The 18,498-nt window shown below is 71.3% G+C and carries 18 protein-coding genes; 11 read left to right on the forward strand and 7 right to left on the reverse strand.

Translation table 11 applies throughout. The features are described 5' to 3' along the window. Positions 1 to 29: 29 nt before the first annotated feature. A complete protein-coding gene (locus tag BA062_RS27815; RefSeq protein ID WP_110341796.1) occupies positions 30 to 1,406 on the forward strand; it encodes an FAD-dependent oxidoreductase in 1,377 nt (458 codons plus the stop codon). Between the two features lie 9 nt (positions 1,407 to 1,415). Beyond that, positions 1,416 to 2,885: a dihydroorotase gene (locus tag BA062_RS27820; RefSeq protein ID WP_110341798.1), complete on the forward strand. Its 1,470-nt coding sequence runs from the start codon at positions 1,416 to 1,418 to the stop codon at positions 2,883 to 2,885. A gap of 86 nt (positions 2,886 to 2,971) precedes the next feature. Here the strand turns inward: BA062_RS27820 and BA062_RS27825 are convergent, their stop codons facing one another. Then, entirely contained in the window at positions 2,972 to 3,793 is an 822-nt protein-coding gene (locus tag BA062_RS27825; RefSeq protein ID WP_110341800.1) for an IclR family transcriptional regulator, read from the reverse strand. A gap of 825 nt (positions 3,794 to 4,618) precedes the next feature. Between BA062_RS27825 and BA062_RS27830 the strand changes: the two genes are divergently transcribed. The 4 genes from BA062_RS27830 to BA062_RS27845 all read left to right on the forward strand — a co-directional run bounded on the left by BA062_RS27830 (position 4,619) and on the right by BA062_RS27845 (position 8,832). Continuing rightward, positions 4,619 to 5,554, forward strand: coding sequence for a type IV toxin-antitoxin system AbiEi family antitoxin domain-containing protein (locus tag BA062_RS27830; RefSeq protein WP_110341802.1), 936 nt, complete (start codon positions 4,619 to 4,621; stop codon positions 5,552 to 5,554). Continuing rightward, positions 5,555 to 6,478, forward strand: coding sequence for a nucleotidyl transferase AbiEii/AbiGii toxin family protein (locus tag BA062_RS27835; protein WP_110341803.1), 924 nt, complete (start codon positions 5,555 to 5,557; stop codon positions 6,476 to 6,478). Positions 6,479 to 6,699: 221 nt separating this feature from the next. Then, positions 6,700 to 7,344 (forward strand): class I SAM-dependent DNA methyltransferase, encoded by a 645-nt coding sequence (locus BA062_RS27840; RefSeq protein WP_110341805.1) that lies wholly within the window; start codon positions 6,700 to 6,702, stop codon positions 7,342 to 7,344. Positions 7,345 to 7,515: 171 nt separating this feature from the next. After that, a complete protein-coding gene (locus BA062_RS27845) occupies positions 7,516 to 8,832 on the forward strand; it encodes a diacylglycerol/lipid kinase family protein (protein ID WP_110341807.1) in 1,317 nt (438 codons plus the stop codon). Between the two features lie 7 nt (positions 8,833 to 8,839). Here the strand turns inward: BA062_RS27845 and BA062_RS27850 are convergent, their stop codons facing one another. After that, positions 8,840 to 9,130 (reverse strand): amphi-Trp domain-containing protein, encoded by a 291-nt coding sequence (locus BA062_RS27850; RefSeq protein WP_168214119.1) that lies wholly within the window; start codon positions 9,128 to 9,130, stop codon positions 8,840 to 8,842. Positions 9,131 to 9,243: 113 nt separating this feature from the next. On the opposite strand from BA062_RS27850, the gene BA062_RS27855 reads away from it, so the two are divergent. Genes BA062_RS27855 through BA062_RS27865 form a run of 3 tightly spaced genes read left to right on the forward strand, consistent with a single transcriptional unit; the run spans position 9,244 to position 11,866 of the window. Beyond that, positions 9,244 to 10,662 (forward strand): DUF2252 domain-containing protein, encoded by a 1,419-nt coding sequence (locus BA062_RS27855; RefSeq protein ID WP_110341811.1) that lies wholly within the window; start codon positions 9,244 to 9,246, stop codon positions 10,660 to 10,662. 54 nt (positions 10,663 to 10,716) lie between these two features. Then, positions 10,717 to 11,181 carry an archease gene (locus BA062_RS27860; RefSeq protein WP_168214120.1) on the forward strand — a complete coding sequence of 155 codons (465 nt, stop codon included), beginning with the start codon at positions 10,717 to 10,719 and terminating at the stop codon, positions 11,179 to 11,181. A gap of 46 nt (positions 11,182 to 11,227) precedes the next feature. Then, positions 11,228 to 11,866 carry a LysE family translocator gene (locus BA062_RS27865; protein ID WP_110341815.1) on the forward strand — a complete coding sequence of 213 codons (639 nt, stop codon included), beginning with the start codon at positions 11,228 to 11,230 and terminating at the stop codon, positions 11,864 to 11,866. Here BA062_RS27865 and BA062_RS27870 read toward each other — a convergent pair. After that, positions 11,863 to 12,480 (reverse strand): LysE/ArgO family amino acid transporter, encoded by a 618-nt coding sequence (locus BA062_RS27870; RefSeq protein ID WP_245960038.1) that lies wholly within the window; start codon positions 12,478 to 12,480, stop codon positions 11,863 to 11,865. The genes BA062_RS27865 and BA062_RS27870 overlap by 4 nt on opposite strands. 68 nt (positions 12,481 to 12,548) lie before the next feature. Between BA062_RS27870 and BA062_RS27875 the strand changes: the two genes are divergently transcribed. Then, positions 12,549 to 13,433, forward strand: a complete 885-nt coding sequence (locus tag BA062_RS27875; RefSeq protein ID WP_210407019.1) for a LysR family transcriptional regulator ArgP — start codon at positions 12,549 to 12,551, stop codon at positions 13,431 to 13,433. A gap of 443 nt (positions 13,434 to 13,876) precedes the next feature. Here BA062_RS27875 and BA062_RS27880 read toward each other — a convergent pair whose 3' ends face one another. Both BA062_RS27880 and BA062_RS27885 read right to left on the reverse strand, forming a co-directional pair. Next, the gene (locus BA062_RS27880) at positions 13,877 to 14,113 is read right to left on the reverse strand and encodes a hypothetical protein (RefSeq protein ID WP_146240099.1); all 237 of its coding nucleotides are present in this window, start codon (positions 14,111 to 14,113) and stop codon (positions 13,877 to 13,879) included. Between the two features lie 427 nt (positions 14,114 to 14,540). Next, positions 14,541 to 14,744, reverse strand: coding sequence for a cold-shock protein (locus tag BA062_RS27885; protein WP_110341819.1), 204 nt, complete (start codon positions 14,742 to 14,744; stop codon positions 14,541 to 14,543). Between the two features lie 364 nt (positions 14,745 to 15,108). On the opposite strand from BA062_RS27885, the gene BA062_RS27890 reads away from it, so the two are divergent. Continuing rightward, a complete protein-coding gene (locus tag BA062_RS27890) occupies positions 15,109 to 15,729 on the forward strand; it encodes a DUF6292 family protein (protein ID WP_245960039.1) in 621 nt (206 codons plus the stop codon). Here the strand turns inward: BA062_RS27890 and BA062_RS27895 are convergent. Together BA062_RS27895 and BA062_RS27900 are read right to left on the reverse strand one after the other, a co-directional pair. Continuing rightward, a complete protein-coding gene (locus tag BA062_RS27895; RefSeq protein ID WP_110341821.1) occupies positions 15,726 to 16,355 on the reverse strand; it encodes an FMN-binding negative transcriptional regulator in 630 nt (209 codons plus the stop codon). The two genes, BA062_RS27890 and BA062_RS27895, sit on opposite strands and share 4 nt — an antisense overlap. Before the next feature lies 1 nt (position 16,356). Further along, a complete protein-coding gene (locus BA062_RS27900) occupies positions 16,357 to 18,330 on the reverse strand; it encodes a primary-amine oxidase (protein ID WP_110341823.1) in 1,974 nt (657 codons plus the stop codon). Positions 18,331 to 18,498 lie beyond the last annotated feature (168 nt).

Raw genomic sequence — 18,498 nt, forward strand, 5'->3', positions numbered from 1 at the left:
ACGACATTCAGAGAGGAAGTTCGCGGGGCATGAGCGAGGCGGTCGATCTGGTCGTCGCGGGTGCGGGCGGCGGGCTCGCCGGTGCGCTGCGCGCCGCCGGGCACGGGCTGAGTGTGCTCGTGGTGGAGGCCAGCGAGCACTTCCGCCGGGGCAACAACACCTCGATGTCCACGGCGATGTTCCCCGGCGCGGGCTCCCGCTGGCAGGCCGAGGCGGGGGTCGAGGACTCCCCGGAACGGTTCGTCGCCGACATCATGGCCAAGACCCGCGGGCAGGCCGACGCGCGGCTCGCACGCACGCTCGCCGACGTGAGCGCTCCGCTCGTGGAGTGGCTGGCCGACTCCGTGGAGCTGCCGCTCACGCTCGTCACCGACTTCACCTACCCCGGTCACGCCGTGCCGCGCTGCCATTCGGTACCGGGACGGCACGGCTCGCTCGTCGTCGACCACCTGGCCCGCCGCGTCACCGAGCACCCGGACATCGAGCTGCTCGCGCCCGCCCGGCTCGTCGAGGTGCCGACCGACGACGAAGGGCACGTCCGTGCCGCCGTCGTGCGCTACCCCGACGGCGCCGAGGAGGAGATCCCCACGCGCGCGGTGCTGCTCGCCACCAACGGCTTCGGGGCCAATGCGGAGCTCGTGCGAACGTACCTGCCGGAGATCGCCGACGCGCTGTACCAGGGCAGCGACCGGTCACTCGGCGACGCGCTGCGGATCGGCGAGAAGCTCGGCGCCGCAGCGGGTTTCCTCGACGCCTACCAGGGCCACGGCGCGGTCGCCGCCGGTGCGGGCACGCTCGTCGGCTGGGCCACGATCGTGCACGGCGGGATCCTCGTCGACCTCGGCGGCCGCCGGTTCGGCAACGAGACGCGCGGCTACTCCGAGTACGCCGCCGAGCTGGCCGCGCGCCCCAGCGGCACCGGCTGGATCGTGCTCGACGAGGTGATCTTCGCCCAGTGCGAGCCCTTCCAGGACTTCCGCGACACCGTCGACTCGGGTGTGGTCGTGTGGGCCGACGACGCGCCCGCGCTCGCCCGCGCGACCGGACTGCCCGAGCGGGAACTGGCCGAGGAGCTGGCGAACGCCGCCGCGATCGCGCGGGGCGAGCGGGCCGACGAGTTCGGCCGCACGAGCTGGGAGCGCCCGCTGACACCGAGATACGCGGCCGTGCGCGTGGTGCCCGCGCTGTTCCACACACAGGGCGGGCTGCTCGTCGACGAGCACGCCGCCGTGGTCGACCACACCGACCGGCCCATCCCCGGCCTCTACGCGGCCGGCGGAGCGGCGGCCGGGATCTCCGGCCACGGCGCCGCGGGTTACCTTGCGGGCAACGGCCTGCTGCCCGCCTTCGGACTGTCCTACCTGGCCGCGGACGACGTGGCCCGCCGGCTGAAGAACACGCAGTGAGGAGCACGCATGGCGACGACTGAACTACTGGTCACCGACGTCCGGGTGGTGCGCCCGGACGACCCCGACAACGCGCGGCCCGAGCTCACCGACATCGCGGTGAACGACGGCAGGATCGTGCGCATCGCACCGGGTCTGCCGCGCGACGACGCGGCCAGTGTCGTCGACGGTCGCGGGCTCCTCGCCTTCCCCGGTGTGGTGGACGCCCACCAGCACTGGGGCATCTACAACGAGCTCGCCACCGACACCGGCACCGAGAGCAGGGCGAGCGCACAGGGCGGCGTCACTACCGCGCTGACCTACATGCGCACCGGGCAGTACTACCTGAACAAGGGCGGCAGCTACCGCGAGTTCTTCCCCGAGGTGCTCTCCGCGGCCCAGGGCAACGCCTACATCGACTACGCGTTCCACCTCGCGCCCATGATGGCCCAGCACATCGAGGAGATCCCGTACCTCGTCGAGGAGCACGGGGTCACGTCGTTCAAGATCTTCATGTTCTACGGCAGCCACGGCCTGCACGGCCGCTCGGCGAGCCAGAGCGACTTCCTGATGATCCCGCCGGACGAGCGCTACGACCTCGCGCACTTCGAGTTCGTCATGCGCGGCGTGCAGAAGGCGCGCGAGGTGCTCACCGAGTACGCGCCGTACCTCTCGCTGTCGCTGCACTGCGAGACCGCGGAGATCATGACCGCGTACACGAAGCTCGTGGAGCAGGACGGTTCACTCTCCGGCCTGCGCGCCTACAGCGCGTCGCGGCCGCCGCACTCCGAGGGGCTCGCGGTGACCATCGCGTCGTACCTCGCGCACGAGACCGGGCTGCCGAACATCAACCTGCTGCACCTGTCGTCGGAGAAGGCGCTCGACGCGGCATTGCGCATGGCGAAGACGTTCCCGCACGTGGACTTCCGGCGCGAGGTCACCGTCGGCCACCTGCTGGCCGATGTGGACACCGCGAGCGGCATCGGCGGCAAGGTGAACCCGCCGCTGCGCGAGCGCGAGGACGTCGAGGCGCTGTGGCGGCACGTGCTCGCGGGCGAGGTCGACTGGATCGTCAGCGACCACGCGTGCTGCCGCGACGAGCTGAAGTTCGGCTCCGACCGCGACGACGTGTTCCTCGCCAAGTCCGGCTTCGGCGGCGCGGAGTACCTGCTGCCCGGCCTGGTCGGTGAGGGCGTGAAGCGGGGCCTGTCGCTGCAGAAGATCGCCAAGCTCACGTCGTGGAACCCGGCGCAGCGCTACGGCCTGCTGGGCAAGGGCACGATCGCGGAGGGCTACGACGCCGACTTCGCGCTCGTCGACCCGGACGCGTCGTGGACGGTGCGCGCGGCCGACTCGGAGTCCACTCAGGAGTACACGCCGTTCGAGGGCTTCGCGATGTCGGCGAAGGTCACCGACACCTTCGTGCGCGGCAACCACGTGTACGCCGACGGCAAGGTCCAGGGCGACCCGGTGGGCAAGTACCTCCACCGAGGCCGTTAGCCGGGTCCGCCCCATGCAGTGAAGGCCACCATGCCTGCGTTGGGCGCAGTGAAGGTGGCCTTCACTGCATGCGGGGGCGCGGGCCCTCAGCGGGTGGCTTCGGCGGCTTGCGGGCCTGCCCAGTTGCGGGCGATCTCCTCGGTGGCGTCGTGCACGAGGCGGCGGTACCGCTCGATCTTCTCGGGCGTGAACCGGTACTCCGGGCCGCAGATGCTGATCGCGCCGTGGACCTCGCCGTCGGGGCCGATGAGCGGGGCCGCGACCGAGCCCGCGCCCGCCTGCCGCTCGCCGAGGGACACGGCGACGCCCTCGGCGGCGATCGTGGTCAGCTCGTCGCGCAGCGCGGCCTCGTCGGTGATGGTCCGCTCGGTGAGCGCGGCCAGCTCGCCCGCGAGCACGGCGTCCCGCCGCCACGGGGGCAGGTTCGCGAGCATCGCCTTGCCCGACGACCCGGCGTGCAGCGGGAACCGCTTCCCGATGTCGACGGTCATCTTGATCTCGGCGCGGCTCTCGAACTGCTCCAGGTACACGCGCTCGTCGCCGACCAGGCCGGAGAGCGTGGTGGTCTCGCCGGTCTCGTCGCGCAGGCGCCGCAGTACGGGAGCGGCGGCGGTCCTGGCGTCGAACCGGCGCAGCGCGCTCGCGCCCAGCGCGACCGCCGCGGGACCGAGCCGGTAGCCGACCACGCCGGGGTCGGTCGCGAGCACCTCGCGTGAGACGAGCGACTGGAGGATGCGGTACACGACGGCCTTGGAGAGCCCGAGTTCACGGCTGATGGTGCTGACGCCGAGGTACTCTGGCCCGCCGGTGAAGAGCAGGAGCACGTCGGCGACCCGCGCGGCCGCCTCGGTTCCGGTGCTGGCCGGCAGTGCGGTGGTCTTGTTCGGCACGGTAGGCGTTTCTGTCAAGGGAATCGGTACCCTCAGTGTTTCAGCTCGTGAGAAAGCCGGTCAAGCTGGCTCACCGGGCTTCCCGGGCATAATGTTCCTCTGGCCGATACGAGGGTGCCGAACGGGCCTCCGCCGATGCGAGGAGAGCCAGCCATCGGATGGAGTCGGCCGGCCAGAGTGGCCAGCGCTCGTCGGGAGAATGGCGTCGAGAGGCCGATGGGGTGCGGCGGTTTCGTGATACTTGATCTTGACCCAGTCACTGTGTGCGTGCGGGCGGAACTGTTGCCGGCCGAACGGCCCGCATGGCGGCAAGGCGCCAAGCGGGTTGGCGACCCCGGTGGTCCTCTTTTGAGGGACGTGTGGACTGGGTGGGGGAGGTCGGCTGACCAGTCCTCTCCGCGGTAAGGGGCGCCCGCCGTGGTGCCTCAGCAGAGCAAGCACAACTTCTCGTGCTCGAGCGGGTTCTCAGTGTGCTGGCGCATGGGGGGAGGGCTCGCCGTGGTGCACGGTGTTGGCGCCGTGCACGATCCAGCGCGGACTTGCGGGGGAAGTGTCAGAGTCAGCCACGACGGGCGGTGCCAAACTGGTAGGCGGACCGGGCACAGCTCGGCGTCGTGCGCTCGAGGAGTGAGAGCTGCGGTCGGCCGGAAACGCGGAAGCCGTCGTCGCGCCCCACGCGGGCCCACGTTCAACCCTCGCGAGCGCCCGGACCTGCCAAGACCGGGCAACTGGTGGCCGCGCACGAGAACCCAGGACCTGCGGTGCGTCAGTAGCTACTCGACAGAACGACGTTTACTACAACTAGACGTAGCAAACGTCGTTCTAAGATGTAGTATTTGACGTATGGACCGAATAGGTGCCCTAGCGCTGCTGGGCGAGTACACCGCACAGCAGTGGGGTCTGGTGACGACGGCCCAGGCTGTCGCGGCAGGGGTGAACACGGTGACTCTGACCCGCCTCGCTGACGCCGGGCATCTCCAGCCAGTTCGGCGTGGGGTCTATGCGCTCGATGCGGCGCCCGAGTCCCGGCTGCGTGAGGAGCAGGCCGTGTGGCTCTGGCTGAACCCGACCGTACCCGCCTGGGAGCGCCCGAAGCTGGATCCGGACGGTGGCGTGCTCTCCCACACTTCCGCGACCATCGCACATGACGTGGGGGACCTGGTGGCCGATGCCGTGGAGCTGACGGTGCCGCGCCGGCGTGGCACACGCGATCCTGCGGTAAAGCTGCATCGCGACGGAGACCTTGCCGAAGACGATGTGGTTCTCGTTGACGGTCTGCCGGTCACGAGCGTGAGTAGAACCGTCATCGATCTTCTCTCGCGGCGTACCGACGCCAGTCACGTCGCGCAGGTCATTCGCGACGGCGTGGAGAAGAACCGGCTCGACCTGGATGAGCTTGCCGCCCGGATGGGTCCGTACGCCCGTCGTTACGGGCTCAAGACCCGGGACGGTGAACGACTCCTCGATCATCTCCTGGCCACGATCGCTACGACCCGTGATCAGGTCACGCAGCGACCGGCAAGACCGGCGGTGGTGTCGTCTGCGGTTCTCGATAGCGGTGTTCAGCGCGCCATCGCGGAGGCTGTGCAGCGGCCCGAGTTCCTGAAGGCGTTCGAGGATGGTCCGCTGACCAGGCAGCTACGGGAGCTCAATCGCAACCTCGTTGAGGCACTGGGACAGACGTCCGTTGCCGGACACTCGTGGGAACTGAGCGACGACGTCGACGACGATGGGTCTCGCCGGCGTTCCGAGCGCCGCGACTCCGACGAGAATGCCTAGATGCCGTACTCGAACCCGAAGGCGCTACAGAGTGCCCTGAACGCCCGTGCCCGCAGCGCGGCCCGCGAGCAGGGTATCCCGGCCAGTCAGCTGGTCAACCGCTTCCTGCTAGCGCGGTTGATGGCGCGCGTGTTCGTGCACGATCCGCAGGGCTGGGTACTCAAAGGCGGCCAGGCACTGCTGGTCCGGTGGCCTGACGCCCGATACTCGCGGGACGTCGATCTCTACCGCACGCACGACAACGGCCTCGACGACGCGGTTCGAGCTCTGCGTGAGGCAGCCAGGGTCGACCTGGACGACTTTCTCCGGTTCGAGTTTCGCGATGTCGAGCGCCAGTGGGAGGAAGCGGCGACCTGCAGGACCCGATTCGATGTCTACTCCGGCACGAAGTCCAGCGGCGCCGTCGCCGTGGACATCGTCGCGAACCTCCGGCCACAGGGGGAGCCGTACCGCAGCCAGCTCGAGCTGCCTTTCGTGATCGATCTCGGTGACCACAGTGCCCCCGAGATCCGGATGTGGCCGCTGGAGGACCACGTGGCGGACAAGATCGCGGCGATGTACGAGCGGCACCGAGGCTACCCGTCCAGCCGGGTCAAGGACCTCGTCGACCTGGTCCTGGTGGCGCTCCGCGCCGAACTCGACGGCGCCACGACACACGCGGCGCTACACGCCGAGGTAGACCGCAGACGCGCGGCTGACGTCGACATCACGCTGCCGCCACAGTTCGAGATCCCCGAGCGTGCAAGCTGGGCGAGCGGATACCAGGCCGCGGTGCGCAGTACGCCGGCGCTCACGAAGCAGTACCCGACGCTCCAGGACTGCGAACCCCTGATGGCCGAACTGGTGACGCCCCTGCTCGGCCCGCGGGCACCGGGCCGGTGGAACCCGGACGAGGGCCGCTGGACCGAGCTGGATGATCGGTGATGGCACTCTCGATGTCGGCGCGACGGTGTCCGCGGTGGAGTCCCAGTGCTCGATTAACGGGATGGTCATAGCCTTCTGTAGGTGTCCTTACGCGGACGAAATGTACGGAGGCGCTGCGCGCCGCTGTGTTGATTCAACGCAGTGAAGGTGGCCTTCACTGCGTGGGCGCGGCTGTGAGGACCCGGCCGGTCCCGGAGCGTGCCGACGCTAGGGTCGCCCCTATGACCGAGTCCTCCCACCTCGACCAGACCAGGACCTTCTACGACGCCCTCGCGGTGGACTACGCCGCGATGTTCAAGGAGGAGCTGGCGGCGAAGCCCTTCCTCAGGGCGATGCTCAACGCGTTCGCCGAACTGGTGCTCGCCGGTGGTGGGGGACGGGTCGCCGACGTCGGCTGCGGGCCCGGTCGCAGCACCGCACACCTGCATGGGCTCGGGCTCGACGTGTTCGGCCTTGACCTCTCCCCGGAGATGATCGCCGTGGCCCGTGCGGAGAACCCGGGGCTGCGCTACGAGGTCGGCTCGATGACCGAACTGGACCTCGCCGACGGCTCGCTCGCCGGTGTCGTCGCCATGTACTCGCTCATCCACACGCCGCTGGAGCGGCTGCCCTCGGTCTTCGCCGAGTTCCACCGCGTGCTCGCGCCGGGAGGGCAGCTGCTGCTGGCGTTCCAGGTCGGCGACGACGTCCGGCTGCTGGAGCGCCCGTTCGGCCGGCCCGTGTCGCTGGGCTTCCAGCGCCTGCGCCCCGAACAGATCGCCGAGCTGCTCGGCGAGGCCGGGTTCGAGGTGCGCGCGCGTTTCCTGCGGGAGCCGGACGAGGACGAGAAGAGCCCGCACGCTCACCTCCTCGCCCGTCGCGCCTGAGGCTGAGGCCGGGCGGTCTCGGCACGCGCCGGGGCACCGGCTCGCGGCCAGGCTCACCGAGCTGCTCACCGAGCTGCTCGCCGCGCCCAAGCTCGTCCGTCGCGGGTGAGGCGGCTCGGCCCCTGACCGGGCAGGGTTCGGTCACGGGCGGTGGCGAGGAGGCGAGCGGCGATGCGCGATGCTCGGCGGCCGTCCTGGAGGAGGCGGATCGCGGCGGCGGTCGCCCTGCTCGCCCTCGTCGCCGTCGTGGTGCTCCCGGTCGTCGCGCTGCTGGACCACCCGTGGCAGCTCGTGGCCGCGGTCGCCCTGTTCGCGCTCACCGTCATGGCCGCCTGGGCCGCGCTCGTGCGCAGGGGAGCGGGCCGGGTGCTGGCCGCGTGCGTCGCCGTGCTCGCGCTGGTCGCCGCGGTGCTGTTGCCGGACGCGTGGTCGTTCGCGCTGCTGGTGGTGGTCGCCGGGCTCGCGGTGCTCTCGACGGCCGCCGCGCGGGTCGCGATCGAGCCTGCCGGTGTCCGGGGCCTGCTCGTGCCCCCGGCCCGGCACGGGGTGCTGCTGATGAACCCGTGGTCCGGGGGCGGCAAGGTCGCGCGGTTCGCCCTCGAAGCCGAGGCGCGGCGACGCGGGATCGTGCCCGTGCTCCTGCGGCGCAGCGACGACCTGAGGGAGCTCGCCGAGCAGGCGGTTCGTGACGGCGCGGACGTGCTCGGCATGGCGGGCGGCGACGGGTCGCAGGCGCTCGTCGCCGACGTCGCGCGGCGGCACGGCCTGCCGTTCGTGTGCGTCCCCGCGGGCACCCGCAACCATTTCGCGCTCGACCTCGGGCTCGACCGCGACGACGTGGCGGGTGCGCTCGACGCCTTCGGCGCCGCCGTCGAGCGGCGGATCGATCTGGCGCTGATCGGCGACCGCGTGTTCGTCAACAACGCCTCGCTCGGCGTGTACGCGGCCGTGGTGCGCTCCGGTGAGTACCGCTCCGCCAAGCTCGGCACCGCGGCGCGGCTGTTGCCCGACCTGATGGGGCCCGGCAAGGAGCCGCCCGACCTGCGGTTCACGATGCCGGACGGGCGGCGGGCCCCGGCCGCGGACGTCGTGCTGGTGTCCAACGGTGCCTACCGCCTCGACCGGCTGGACGGCTTCGGCACCCGAGCCGGGCTCGACGGGGGCGTGCTCGGCGTCGTGACGCTGTCCGTCGACCGCGCGCGTGACCTTCCGGCGCTGCTCGCGGCCGAGGCCGCGGGGCGCCTCGGCGGCTTCCGCGGCTACCGGGCGTGGACGGTGCCCCGGTTCGAGGTCGGCTCCGCCGATCCGCTCGTCGACGTCGGCATCGACGGCGAGGCGGTGCGCCTGGCCCCGCCGCTGGTGTTCCGTTCGCTGCCGGGGGCACTGCGCGTCCGGGTTCCGCGCACCGCACACGGGACCGCCTCCGCGTCGTTGCCGGAGGGCTGGGGCTTCGTCACCGTGCTGGCGCGGATCCTGCTGGCCCGCTGAGCGGGTCTCACGTGCTCGCCGGTGCGGCCTTCTTGGCCCTGCCGCGAGCCGGTTTGTGCTCGGGCTCGGGGGCGGTGGACCACTTGAGCTCCACCTCCAGCTCCACCTCGTCGCCGTCGACCTCCACCTCCATCTCGCAGCGGATCTCGTCGGGGATGTGGATCTTGAGCTTGCTCACGCCGAGCGCGAGCTCGACGTGGCCGCCGCCGTTCTCCATCGCCTCGGCCAGCGCGGCGAGCCTGCGCGCGGCTTCCTGGCGCGTGAGCGATTCGGTGCGCTTGACTTCGACGTCCGACACTGGAGGCTCCGTTCGCCGGTGACTTGATCCGCCCAGTCTCGGCGTGCCCGCGCCGCGGGGCACCGCCCGCGAAGGGTGAGGCGTGCGCGCTCGCCAGGGGCGACGATGCCGGGATGACGACCACGACCACTCCCACGCCGCAGGCGCCCACCCGCGCCGACCGGGCCGCCGAGGGCAAGGCCGCCCGCGCCGCGGCGCCGAGGTCGAGCCACGCCGAGTTCACCCGCGACCCGGTGCGCGTTGACCCGCTCGCCCTGCTGGCGCGCCAGGACGCCACGCGGGTGCCCGAGCTGGTGCCGATCCGGTACGGGCGCATGGCAGTGTCGCCGTTCACTTACTTCCGGGGGGCGGCGCTGCCGATGGCCGCCGACCTCGCCACAACCCCGCGCACCGGGCTGACCGTGCAGGCGTGCGGTGACGCGCACCTGCTCAACTTCGGCATGTTCGCCTCGCCGGAGCGGCGCCTGGTGTTCGACATCAACGACTTCGACGAGACGCTGCCGGGGCCGTGGGAGTGGGACGTCAAACGCCTCGCCACGAGCCTGGAGATCGCCGCGCGCGACAACGGTCACCCGCCGCGCGACCGCCGCGCCGTCGTGCTCGCCTGCGTCGCCGAGTACCGGCGGGCGATGCGCGAGTTCGCCGCGTCGACCGCCCTCGACGTCTGGTACGCCCACGCCGACGTCGAGTCCGTGCGCGCGGCGTACGCGGGCCGGCTCGGTGCCGCGCGTCGCCGCAAGCTCGCCCACAACGTCGCCAAGGCGCGCACCAGGACCAACCTCGGTGCGCTGCGGCGATTCGCCGAAGCGCGGGACGGCGGACTGCGCATCCTCCCGGACCCGCCGCTCATCGTCCCGATCGACGACGTGGCGGGCGAAGGGCAGGACCGCGAGGAGGTGCACAGGCAGCTCACCGGCGTGGTCAAGGCGTACCGGGCCACGCTCGAGCCGGAACGGCGCGCCCTGCTCGACCGCTATCGCATGGTCGACATCGCCCGCAAGGTCGTCGGTGTCGGCAGCGTCGGCACCCGGTGCTGGATGGTGCTGCTGCTCGGCAACGACGAGCACGACCCGCTGTTCCTGCAGGCGAAGGAGTCGGGTGCGTCGGTGCTCGCGGAGTTCACCGCGCCGAGCAGGTTCGGCAACGAGGGACGCAGGGTCGTGGTCGGGCAACGCCTGATGCAGACCGTGAGCGACATCTTCCTCGGCTGGGTCAGGGTCGAGGGTTTCGACGGCAGGACGCGGGATTTCTACCTCCGGCAGCTGCGGGACTGGAAGGGCTCGGCCGAGACGGAGTCGATGAATCCCGCCGTGCTGCGGGTCTACGGCAGGTTGTGCGCGTGGACGCTGGCGAGGGCGCACGCGCGCACCGGCGACGCCGTCGCCATCGGCGCCTACCTCGGGTCGGGTGCCACGTTCGACGAGGCCGTCGCCGACTTCGCCGCCGCCTACGCCGACCAGAACGAGCGGGATCACGCGGCGCTCGTGGCCGCGATCGCCGAAGGGAGGGTGGACGCCGTCGCCGGGCAGTGACCTCACCCGGCGCGGGTGGTGCGCCGCCCGCGCTCGGCGCTCATGCTGGAGGGCGTGACCACGCGCGACACCGGCAGGGCCCACGAGCCGGGCCGCGTCGTGCCGCGACAGCGCAGGCGCCGCCGCCCGTTGCATGCCGCCGACCTGCGTATCGAGGCGTGGGCCCCGACGATGCACGCGTGCTTCGCGGGGGCCGTCGGCGCGCTGGCGGAGAGCATCCTCGGCCCCGGCCGTCCCCCGGTGTCGGCCACGGTGCGTTTCGACGTGCGCGGCGACAATCCGAGCGCGCTGCTCGATGCCGTGCTGCGGCGCGTGATCTCGTTCCTGCCCAGGCACAACGCGATCGCCACGACGGCCGAGGTGGTGCGCACCGAGACCGGGCTGCGCGTGCGCTGCGAGCTGGTCGACGCCGGGGCCGTGGTACTGCCCGGCCCGATTCCCAAGGGTGTGTCACGGGGCAGCGTGCTGTGCGAGCGGACGGACCTCGGCTGGTGGTGTGCGGCGGGGATCGACGTCTGAGGCCGGCGGGGAGAAAATCGGTTGCCGCCGGTGTTTGGATGGTCGGATGGACGTCTCGTTGTTGCTGGCCTTCGTCGCGGCCGCCGCGGTGATCAGCCTCGTCCCCGGCCCGGACATGATGTTCATCATCGCCCACGGGGTCGCGCGCGGGCCGCGTGCGGGCGTGGTCGCGGCACTGGGGATGTCCACGGGACTCGCCGTGCACACCGTGGCAGCGGCGGCGGGGCTGGGCGCGCTGCTGCAGGCGGCGCCCGCCGTGCTCGACGCCGTGCGCCTCGTCGGCGCGGCGTTCCTGTTGTACCTGGCGTGGTCGGCGATCCGCTCGTCCCGGCAGCCGCTGACCGAGTCCGCCGACGCGGTGGCCAAGGGCCGCCCACTGCGCAAGACGTACGCGATGGCCGTGCTGACCAACCTGGCCAACCCCAAGGTGATCCTGTTCTACCTCGCGTTCTTCCCGCAGTTCGTGGTGGCCGACGGCGGGTGGCCGGTGTGGGCGCAGTTCCTCGTACTCGGTGCGGTGTTCATCGTCGTCGGGTTCACGGTCGACGGGTCCGTGGGGCTCGCGACGGGCGCGCTCTCCGCGCTGCTGCTGCGCCGCCCCGCCGTGCGCCGGTGGCTGGACCGGCTCTCGGCCGCCATCTTCGGTGGCCTCGCGGTGCGGCTGGTCACCGACCAGAGTCGTTAGCCGAGCAGGACCCGCAACCCGACCGCCACCATCACCACGGCGATGAACGCGTCGAGGAAACGCCACGCCGTCGGCCGCGAGAACACCGGTGCGAGCAGGCGGGCGCCGAAGCCGAGCGCGAGGAACCACACAACGCTGCCCAGCGCCGCGCCCACGCCGAACCACCACGGGTACGCGGACTGCGTGTTGGCGACCGAACCGAGCAGGATCACGGTGTCCAGGTAGACGCCGGGGTTGAGCCACGTGAACGCGAGGCACGTGCCGACCACGGCGGTACGCGACGAGGCCGGGGCGTCGGGCCCGGTGCGCAGGGCGTTCGGCCGCATCGCGCGTCGCGCGGCGAGCAGGCCGTAGCCGAAGAGGAACGCGGCGCCGCCGATACGGACGAGCTGGATGAGCCACGCCCTGTCCTCCAGCAGCAACCCCGCCCCCGCCACCCCGGCGCCGATCAGCACGACGTCGGACACAGCACAGATCACCACGACCGTGAGCACGTGTTCGCGGCGAAGGCCCTGCTGGAGAACGAAGGTGTTCTGGGCCCCGATCACGACGATCAGGGAGAGACTGAAGACGAGACCCGTGACGGCGGTGGTCACGGCGGCGGAGACGAGCACACCTCGAAGCTAGGTCGCCCCCGTCGTGGCTTCCAGCTAATGATTCTTCAGCACCATTAGAGTTGCTGATGATGCATCTGGATCCCGCCCAGCTGAGGGCGCTTTCGGCGGCCGTGTCGGAGGGCACGTTCGACGCGGCGGCCCGCACGCTGCACGTCACGCCGTCCGCGGTGAGCCAGCGCGTGAAGGCGCTGGAGACCGCGGTGGGCCGCGTGTTGCTGACCCGGACGAAACCGGTGCGTCCCACGCCGTCGGGGGAGACGTTGCTGCGGCTGGCCCGGCAGATCCAGGCGGTGACCGACGACGTCGCGCGTGAGCTCGGTGACGAGGACGTGCCGTCCGGACCGCAGGTGATCCCGCTCGCCGTGAACGCCGACAGCATGGCGACGTGGTTCCTGCCCGCGCTCGCCACGCTCGGCGGTTCGCTCGTGTTCGACCTGCACCGCAGCGACCAGGACCGCACGGCCGACCTGCTGCGGCAGGGCGCGGTGATGGCGGCCGTCACGGCGTCGGCGGAACCGGTGCCGGGATGCGTGATCGAGCGGCTGGGCAGCATGCGCTACCGGCCGATGGCCTCGCCCGCGTTCGCGCGGCGTTGGTTCCCCGACGGGGCGACACCGGCCGAGCTGGCGCACGCACCCGTGGTGGTGTTCGACCGCGACGACGACCTGCAGCACAAGTACCTGCGCCGCCGCACGCGCAGGCGGCTGGATCCGCCGAGGCACTTCGTGCCCGGCTCCACCGACTTCTACGAGGCGGTGCGGCTCGGTCTGGGCTGGGGCATGCTGCCGGACCTGCAGACCGCGCAGGCGGCCGGGGGCGAGTTCACCGACCTCGACCCGCGCGGTCACATCGACGTTCGTCTCCACTGGCAGCAGTGGCGGCTCCGTTCGGTGAGCCTCGACGCGGTGACCGCCGCCGTGCGCGCCGCCGCGGCGACCGCGTTGCGCTGAGGAAACGGTCTCCAATGGCACTTTGGTCGCATTGAACGCAACTTAAGTGCCCTCGGGGGCACGTTGGTCAGGGGCCGTCCGCAGTGGATGGTCGCCAGGCCGGGTGGCCGGCGCCGCAAGGCGCACCGGCGACCCGGCTGACAACGCCCGTCGTCGGATCGCGAACGTCATCGGCGGTCCCCCTGTGGGGAAGCCCGAGCCCTGGCCGCTGTGAGCGGAACTCAGCTGAGGCTGCCTCGGTGGCCGGAAAGGCCGTTGGGGTGGCGATGGCTGTACGTGGACCCGGCGTCGTGGTAGGCGCCGTCCCGGCCGAATGACGGCCGACTGGTTACCTCGGGAACGGGGTGGCTTCGCACGCTGGGCGAGAAACGTTCCCGATACCGGACACACTACGCGCTCCCGTTCGGAAGCGCTGCCGGTTCCGGCAAGTATTTCCCGTGCGATCAGGAACGCTGTCGCTGCGTTCGCCTGCGGCCGTTGTCCCGATGGTGGTCGGGCCGCCGTGCGGGCTCGTCGTCCTGTTCGCTGCGCGCGCTGGCCGGCGGGGCGCGGAAGAGCGAGCGCCGGTCACCGTTCACCTCCGGCCGTTCCGGGGCGAGCTGGTGATAGTCGACGGGCCGCTCCTGCGGCGTGTGGCTGAACACCACCGGTTCGATGTGGGGCAACGATGCTGAGCTCACTGAAGCCTCCTCAGTGTCTGGTCGTGGCACGCAGTGGCGCCCTGACGGTGTGGCGAAGATGCCCGTTCGCCGGAGAAAGCCGCGCGATCCGGGAAAGACGTGGTAGCCGGCCAAGCCGGTGCCTGCGGGGGTCGGGTGGCTCGCGAGGAGCACCGTCCGCGCTCGACAGGTGCGCACGACGGGAAGGCGTGGCAGGTGGTCCAGCGCGGGAAACCGGCCCGTGCGCCGGAGAAGAAATGTGACGACACCGCGGTCGGCAGCGGCCACCGGGAGGAACCCGGCGGGGCGGACGCGGTTCGGCGTCCGGTCGGGAGTGGTGCGTCGGCCACGGAACTCGCCGCGGGAAAGATCAGCCGCACCAGGAACTCTGACCGGGGGTGGAGCTCGCCGCCGGGTAGGCCCGGCGGCGAGCCCTCGGGTGATGTGCTCAGAGAGCGCGAACCCCGGTGGCCTGCGGGCCCTTGGCGCCCTGGCCGACCTCGAAGGCCACGCGCTGGCCTTCCTGCAGCTCACGGAAGCCGCGGCCGTCGATCTCGGAGTAGTGCACGAAGACGTCAGCGCCTCCGCCGTCGACCGCGATGAAGCCGAAGCCCTTCTCGCCGTTGAACCACTTCACGGTTCCCTCTGCCATGATGTCCCCTTCCAGGAGCTGGTGTACCGGCGCTCGCACCGTGCGAGGCCGGGGAGTCGCAGGTGGTGGCCGGCCACCGCTCCAGCTCATGGCAAGACACGCGACACGCCCGCACCGAAATTCCGCGGAGCGTGGAGGAACACGAACAACGCAAAACTTGCGACTAGTGAGTCAACACCGAACCCGGCCGAAATGTTCCGGACCGGCATCGACGTCGCTGGCAACAGTACGCTATCCGGGATCGCTCCGGTAGCCGCCCCGCATCGGGACGGAGACGGGCGCGCTCCCAGGCCGTAGGCTGGGGTGAACCGCGGTCCGGTATCGCCGTCCGGCGCGCACGACGACCGAGGGGAGACGAGTTCGGATGAACCAGCCGAGGTCGGGTCGGCCACAGGCACACGGTGAGTTCGAGCGGGCCAGGGCCGCGGCGGTCCATGCGGACACCGCGTCGCAGGTCCAGGCGGCGCTCACCGTGGCGGGGCACGCCGTGGACGCCGAGGACTGCCGGGAGCTGCTCGCCATGCTGGGCCTGAGCGGCACCGACGGGGCCCGCACGCGCAGAGCGTCCGATACCCAGTCCGTCGCCGACGGCGTGAGCGCGTTCGCGGACGAGCTCTCCGGTTACCTTTCGGCGGTGGCGGGTGCGCTCGGTGTTCCGGCGGACGGTGTCATCTTCGAGGTCAGCGACACGGCGACCGCCTACGTCGCGCTCACGCGGCGGAGCGCGCGGTGGCCGGGCCAGGACCTGATGCTGCTCTGGAGCGAGCTGCGCGGGTGGAGCCTCTCCGTCGAGACCCGGCCTGCCGAGCCCAGTGTCGTGCTGGCCGGGCTCGGTGGGGACCTGGTTCCGGCCCCGCGCGTGGTGGCGGCCTTCGTCGGCGACGTGCTGGCCGGGCGGCGCGCTGAGCCTGTGCGGCCCGTCGTGCCGATGCCGAGGAACCGGGCCGAGCTGGCCGCCCGCATGCGCGAGTACGTCGCTTCCTAGCCGTGGCGCCGCATCAGCTTCGCCAGTGCCGGGCCGCTCGCGGCCGTTCGTGTGACGTCTGCGCGAACGCGTTCCCGCACGGCGGCGGGCATGTCCTGGCTCAGCTTGAACACGCTGCGCGCCGTCCTCACCCGTACCCTGAACGCCACGACGTGTTCGACGAGCGAGGCGAACTTCTCGCGTGACGAAGCCATGTCCCAGGCCGGGTCCCGCTGCGACTCCAGTGCCAGCACCGTCTGCTCCACCACGTCGAGCGTCCCGGCGGTGTCCTGGACGAGCTCCGCGGTGCCGGTGAGGTGCACGGCCGCGTAGTTCCACGTCGGTACCGCCGGGGTGTAGCCGTAGGCGCTCGGGGAGACGTAGCCGTCCGGGCCCGAGAACACGAGGAGCACCTCCCGCCCCGCCAGGTCGCGCCACTGCGGGTTGGCCCTCGCCAGGTGGCCGAGCAGTGTCACGCCCTCCCACGCCGCGGGCGGTTCCTGTCGCTGCGGAAAGATCACCGGCAGGTGGGTGGCGGCCGGTGCGCCCGCACCGGCCGCGCTCACCACCAGCGCGAAGGGGTTGTGCCGCACCAGCTCGATCTCGTCCGCTGTGGACGGTGCGGAGTACCGCGCGAACTCGTGCATCTCACGCTCCGTCGCCGTGGCAGTGACTCCCGCAATGGGAGCCACCCGGTGCGGGCACGTCGAGCGTGGGGTTGCGGTCGAAGAACCCCGCGGGCTTGAGTGTGAAGCCGCAGCGGTCCACCGGCATCACCGGCCAGTCCTCCAGCCGCGGGAAGTGGGTGAGGCCGAAGGTGTGCCACACCACCAGGTCGGCGCCGTCGAGGTCGCGGTCGGCCTTCGTGTACTCGGGCAGGCCGAGGCCGGCCGGGCTCTGGTTCACCAGGTCGCCTGCGGGGAAGCGCTCGTCCTCGTCGTAGCGGGTGACCCACAGGTGCTTGGTCGCGAACGTCGCGCGCCCGTGGATCGCCGACTCCTCGTCGGCCAGCAGCGTCGGCAGGCCCTGAGGGGTGAGCACGTAGCCGGTCTCCTCGCCGAGGCGGTTGCGGCGCCTCGGGTTCACGATGTGCCACACGCGCCCGCGTTCCGGCGCCGCCACCCGCTGCGCCTCGCGTTCGCTGGTGAGCCTGCGCGCGGAGCGCGTGAACGCGTTGCCGAACGGGTTGCCCTCGCCCATCGGCACCCGCGCGACCTCCACCTCCTCGACGGCGTTGACGTCGCCGTCGACGGACATGTCGAGCCGCACGTTGAACAGGTGCTGGTGGTACGGCGCCGCGAGGCCGGGCGCGACCTGCGAGGCGTACGGCGCGATCCGCTCGTCGTAGTGGGCGGTGAACACGATGCCGGTGGCCTTGCACTCCAGCTCGATCGTGCCGTCGACGTAGAGGTACCAGTAGAAGCCGTAGTCGTAGTTGCCGACGGTGACGAAGAACGACACCACGAGCCTGCGCTGCCGGCGGGTCTGCCTGCTGCCGTTGGCCGGGTCGGTGTGCTTCCACAGCACGCCGGCGTCCTCCTCGTGGATGCAGATCGCGTTGGTGATCGTCGTGGGCTCGCCGCTGCCGTCGGCCACGACGGCGTCGACGTAGGTGATGTCGCCGAGGCAGTCGCAGCCGAGCTCCAGCGAGTTGGCGAGCCTGCCGAGCTGGTACTCGCCGGTGTCGAAGTAGTTCTGCCAGAAGCGGATCGGGCCGGGATCGGCGTAGGGCACCACCATCTCGGCCACCGAGGCGCGGTAGACGATGGGCCGCAGCTCGCCGCCGTCGGTGAAGCCGAGCTGGTGCAGCACGAGGCCCTCTCGCATGTCGTAGCCGAGCCGGACCTGCCAGTTCTCCCAGCGCAGCACGCCGTCCTCCAGCGTGAAGCTCGGGCCTTCCGGCTGGGTGATCTCGATGGGCCGCTGGGTGGTCCTCGGCGGTCCGGACACGGCGGGGTCGTCGTAGTCGCCGGACTCCTGCGGGATCGGCACCGCCCCGGTGTCGACGATCTCCATCACCTCGCGCGCGATGAGGTCGACGTAGGCGACGAGCCCGTCCACGGGGTGTGCCCAGACCATTGTGGATGGATCGGGCCGCCAGTGGGCGAGCACCCGCACGAGCCGTCGCCCGCCGTCCGCAATGGACTCGAAGCGGCCGGCCGAGAGCGCGGCGAGGTACACGTGCGCGGGATCCTCGATGCCGCGCTTGCGCAGCGCGGCGCGCCAGCCCTCGTCGGCGGCCATGATCTCGCGGACCACGTCGTGTTCCTCGGCGAGCACCGGAAGCTGGCCGTGTTCACCGCTGACGGGTGTGCGGATGCGCACGGTGCGGTCGGTCAGGCACACCCGTACGTCCTCGGCCGCACCGTCGGCGACATCCAGCAGTAACACCCTGGCAACACGCTCGGCTCCGGTGCCGTCCTTTTCGTACCGGGCGACGGCGGACTTCGCGGGCTCGGCGAGGCCGACATAGGAGAACCGCGTCGTCTCCCGCAGCACGTCGCCTGCTTCGAGGATCTTGCGCACGTCCGTGATCTCGTCCGCGGTCAGCGGCGCGAGCGGGTGTGGTTCCGTCACGTGACTCTCCTGGGATCTCAATCGAATGCCGGAACGTTCCGGCATCGGATCGGAAGGCTAGCCGCCACAGCCTCGCCGGTCAATGATCGGTAAACAGGGGTTGACGGGGAAGGGGCTGCCACCGTTTAATCTCTGCCCATGTCGGAACGTTCCGGCATCACCAGGGCGGCACTGTACCGCGATCACGCCACGTCACCGCCGGAAAGCAGAGGT

The sequence above is a fragment of the Prauserella flavalba genome, from assembly GCF_003202235.1.
In the GTDB taxonomy this organism is placed as follows: domain Bacteria; phylum Actinomycetota; class Actinomycetes; order Mycobacteriales; family Pseudonocardiaceae; genus Prauserella_A; species Prauserella_A flavalba.

What these genes read in the sequence shown, in the direction of transcription:
- BA062_RS27895 (WP_110341821.1), bottom strand. Translation starts at nt 16,355, where the DNA reads ATGCACGAGTTCGCGCGGTACTCCGCACCGTCCACAGCGGACGAGATC.
- BA062_RS27900 (WP_110341823.1), bottom strand. Translation starts at nt 18,330, where the DNA reads ATGCCGGAACGTTCCGGCATTCGATTGAGATCCCAGGAGAGTCACGTG.
- BA062_RS27820 (WP_110341798.1), top strand. Translation starts at nt 1,416, where the DNA reads ATGGCGACGACTGAACTACTGGTCACCGACGTCCGGGTGGTGCGCCCG.
- BA062_RS27840 (WP_110341805.1), top strand. Translation starts at nt 6,700, where the DNA reads ATGACCGAGTCCTCCCACCTCGACCAGACCAGGACCTTCTACGACGCC.
- BA062_RS27815 (WP_110341796.1), top strand. Translation starts at nt 30, where the DNA reads ATGAGCGAGGCGGTCGATCTGGTCGTCGCGGGTGCGGGCGGCGGGCTC.
- BA062_RS27865 (WP_110341815.1), top strand. Translation starts at nt 11,228, where the DNA reads ATGGACGTCTCGTTGTTGCTGGCCTTCGTCGCGGCCGCCGCGGTGATC.
- BA062_RS27845 (WP_110341807.1), top strand. Translation starts at nt 7,516, where the DNA reads ATGCGCGATGCTCGGCGGCCGTCCTGGAGGAGGCGGATCGCGGCGGCG.
- BA062_RS27890 (WP_245960039.1), top strand. Translation starts at nt 15,109, where the DNA reads ATGAACCAGCCGAGGTCGGGTCGGCCACAGGCACACGGTGAGTTCGAG.
- BA062_RS27830 (WP_110341802.1), top strand. Translation starts at nt 4,619, where the DNA reads ATGGACCGAATAGGTGCCCTAGCGCTGCTGGGCGAGTACACCGCACAG.
- BA062_RS27835 (WP_110341803.1), top strand. Translation starts at nt 5,555, where the DNA reads ATGCCGTACTCGAACCCGAAGGCGCTACAGAGTGCCCTGAACGCCCGT.
- BA062_RS27855 (WP_110341811.1), top strand. Translation starts at nt 9,244, where the DNA reads ATGACGACCACGACCACTCCCACGCCGCAGGCGCCCACCCGCGCCGAC.
- BA062_RS27885 (WP_110341819.1), bottom strand. Translation starts at nt 14,744, where the DNA reads ATGGCAGAGGGAACCGTGAAGTGGTTCAACGGCGAGAAGGGCTTCGGC.
- BA062_RS27875 (WP_210407019.1), top strand. Translation starts at nt 12,549, where the DNA reads ATGATGCATCTGGATCCCGCCCAGCTGAGGGCGCTTTCGGCGGCCGTG.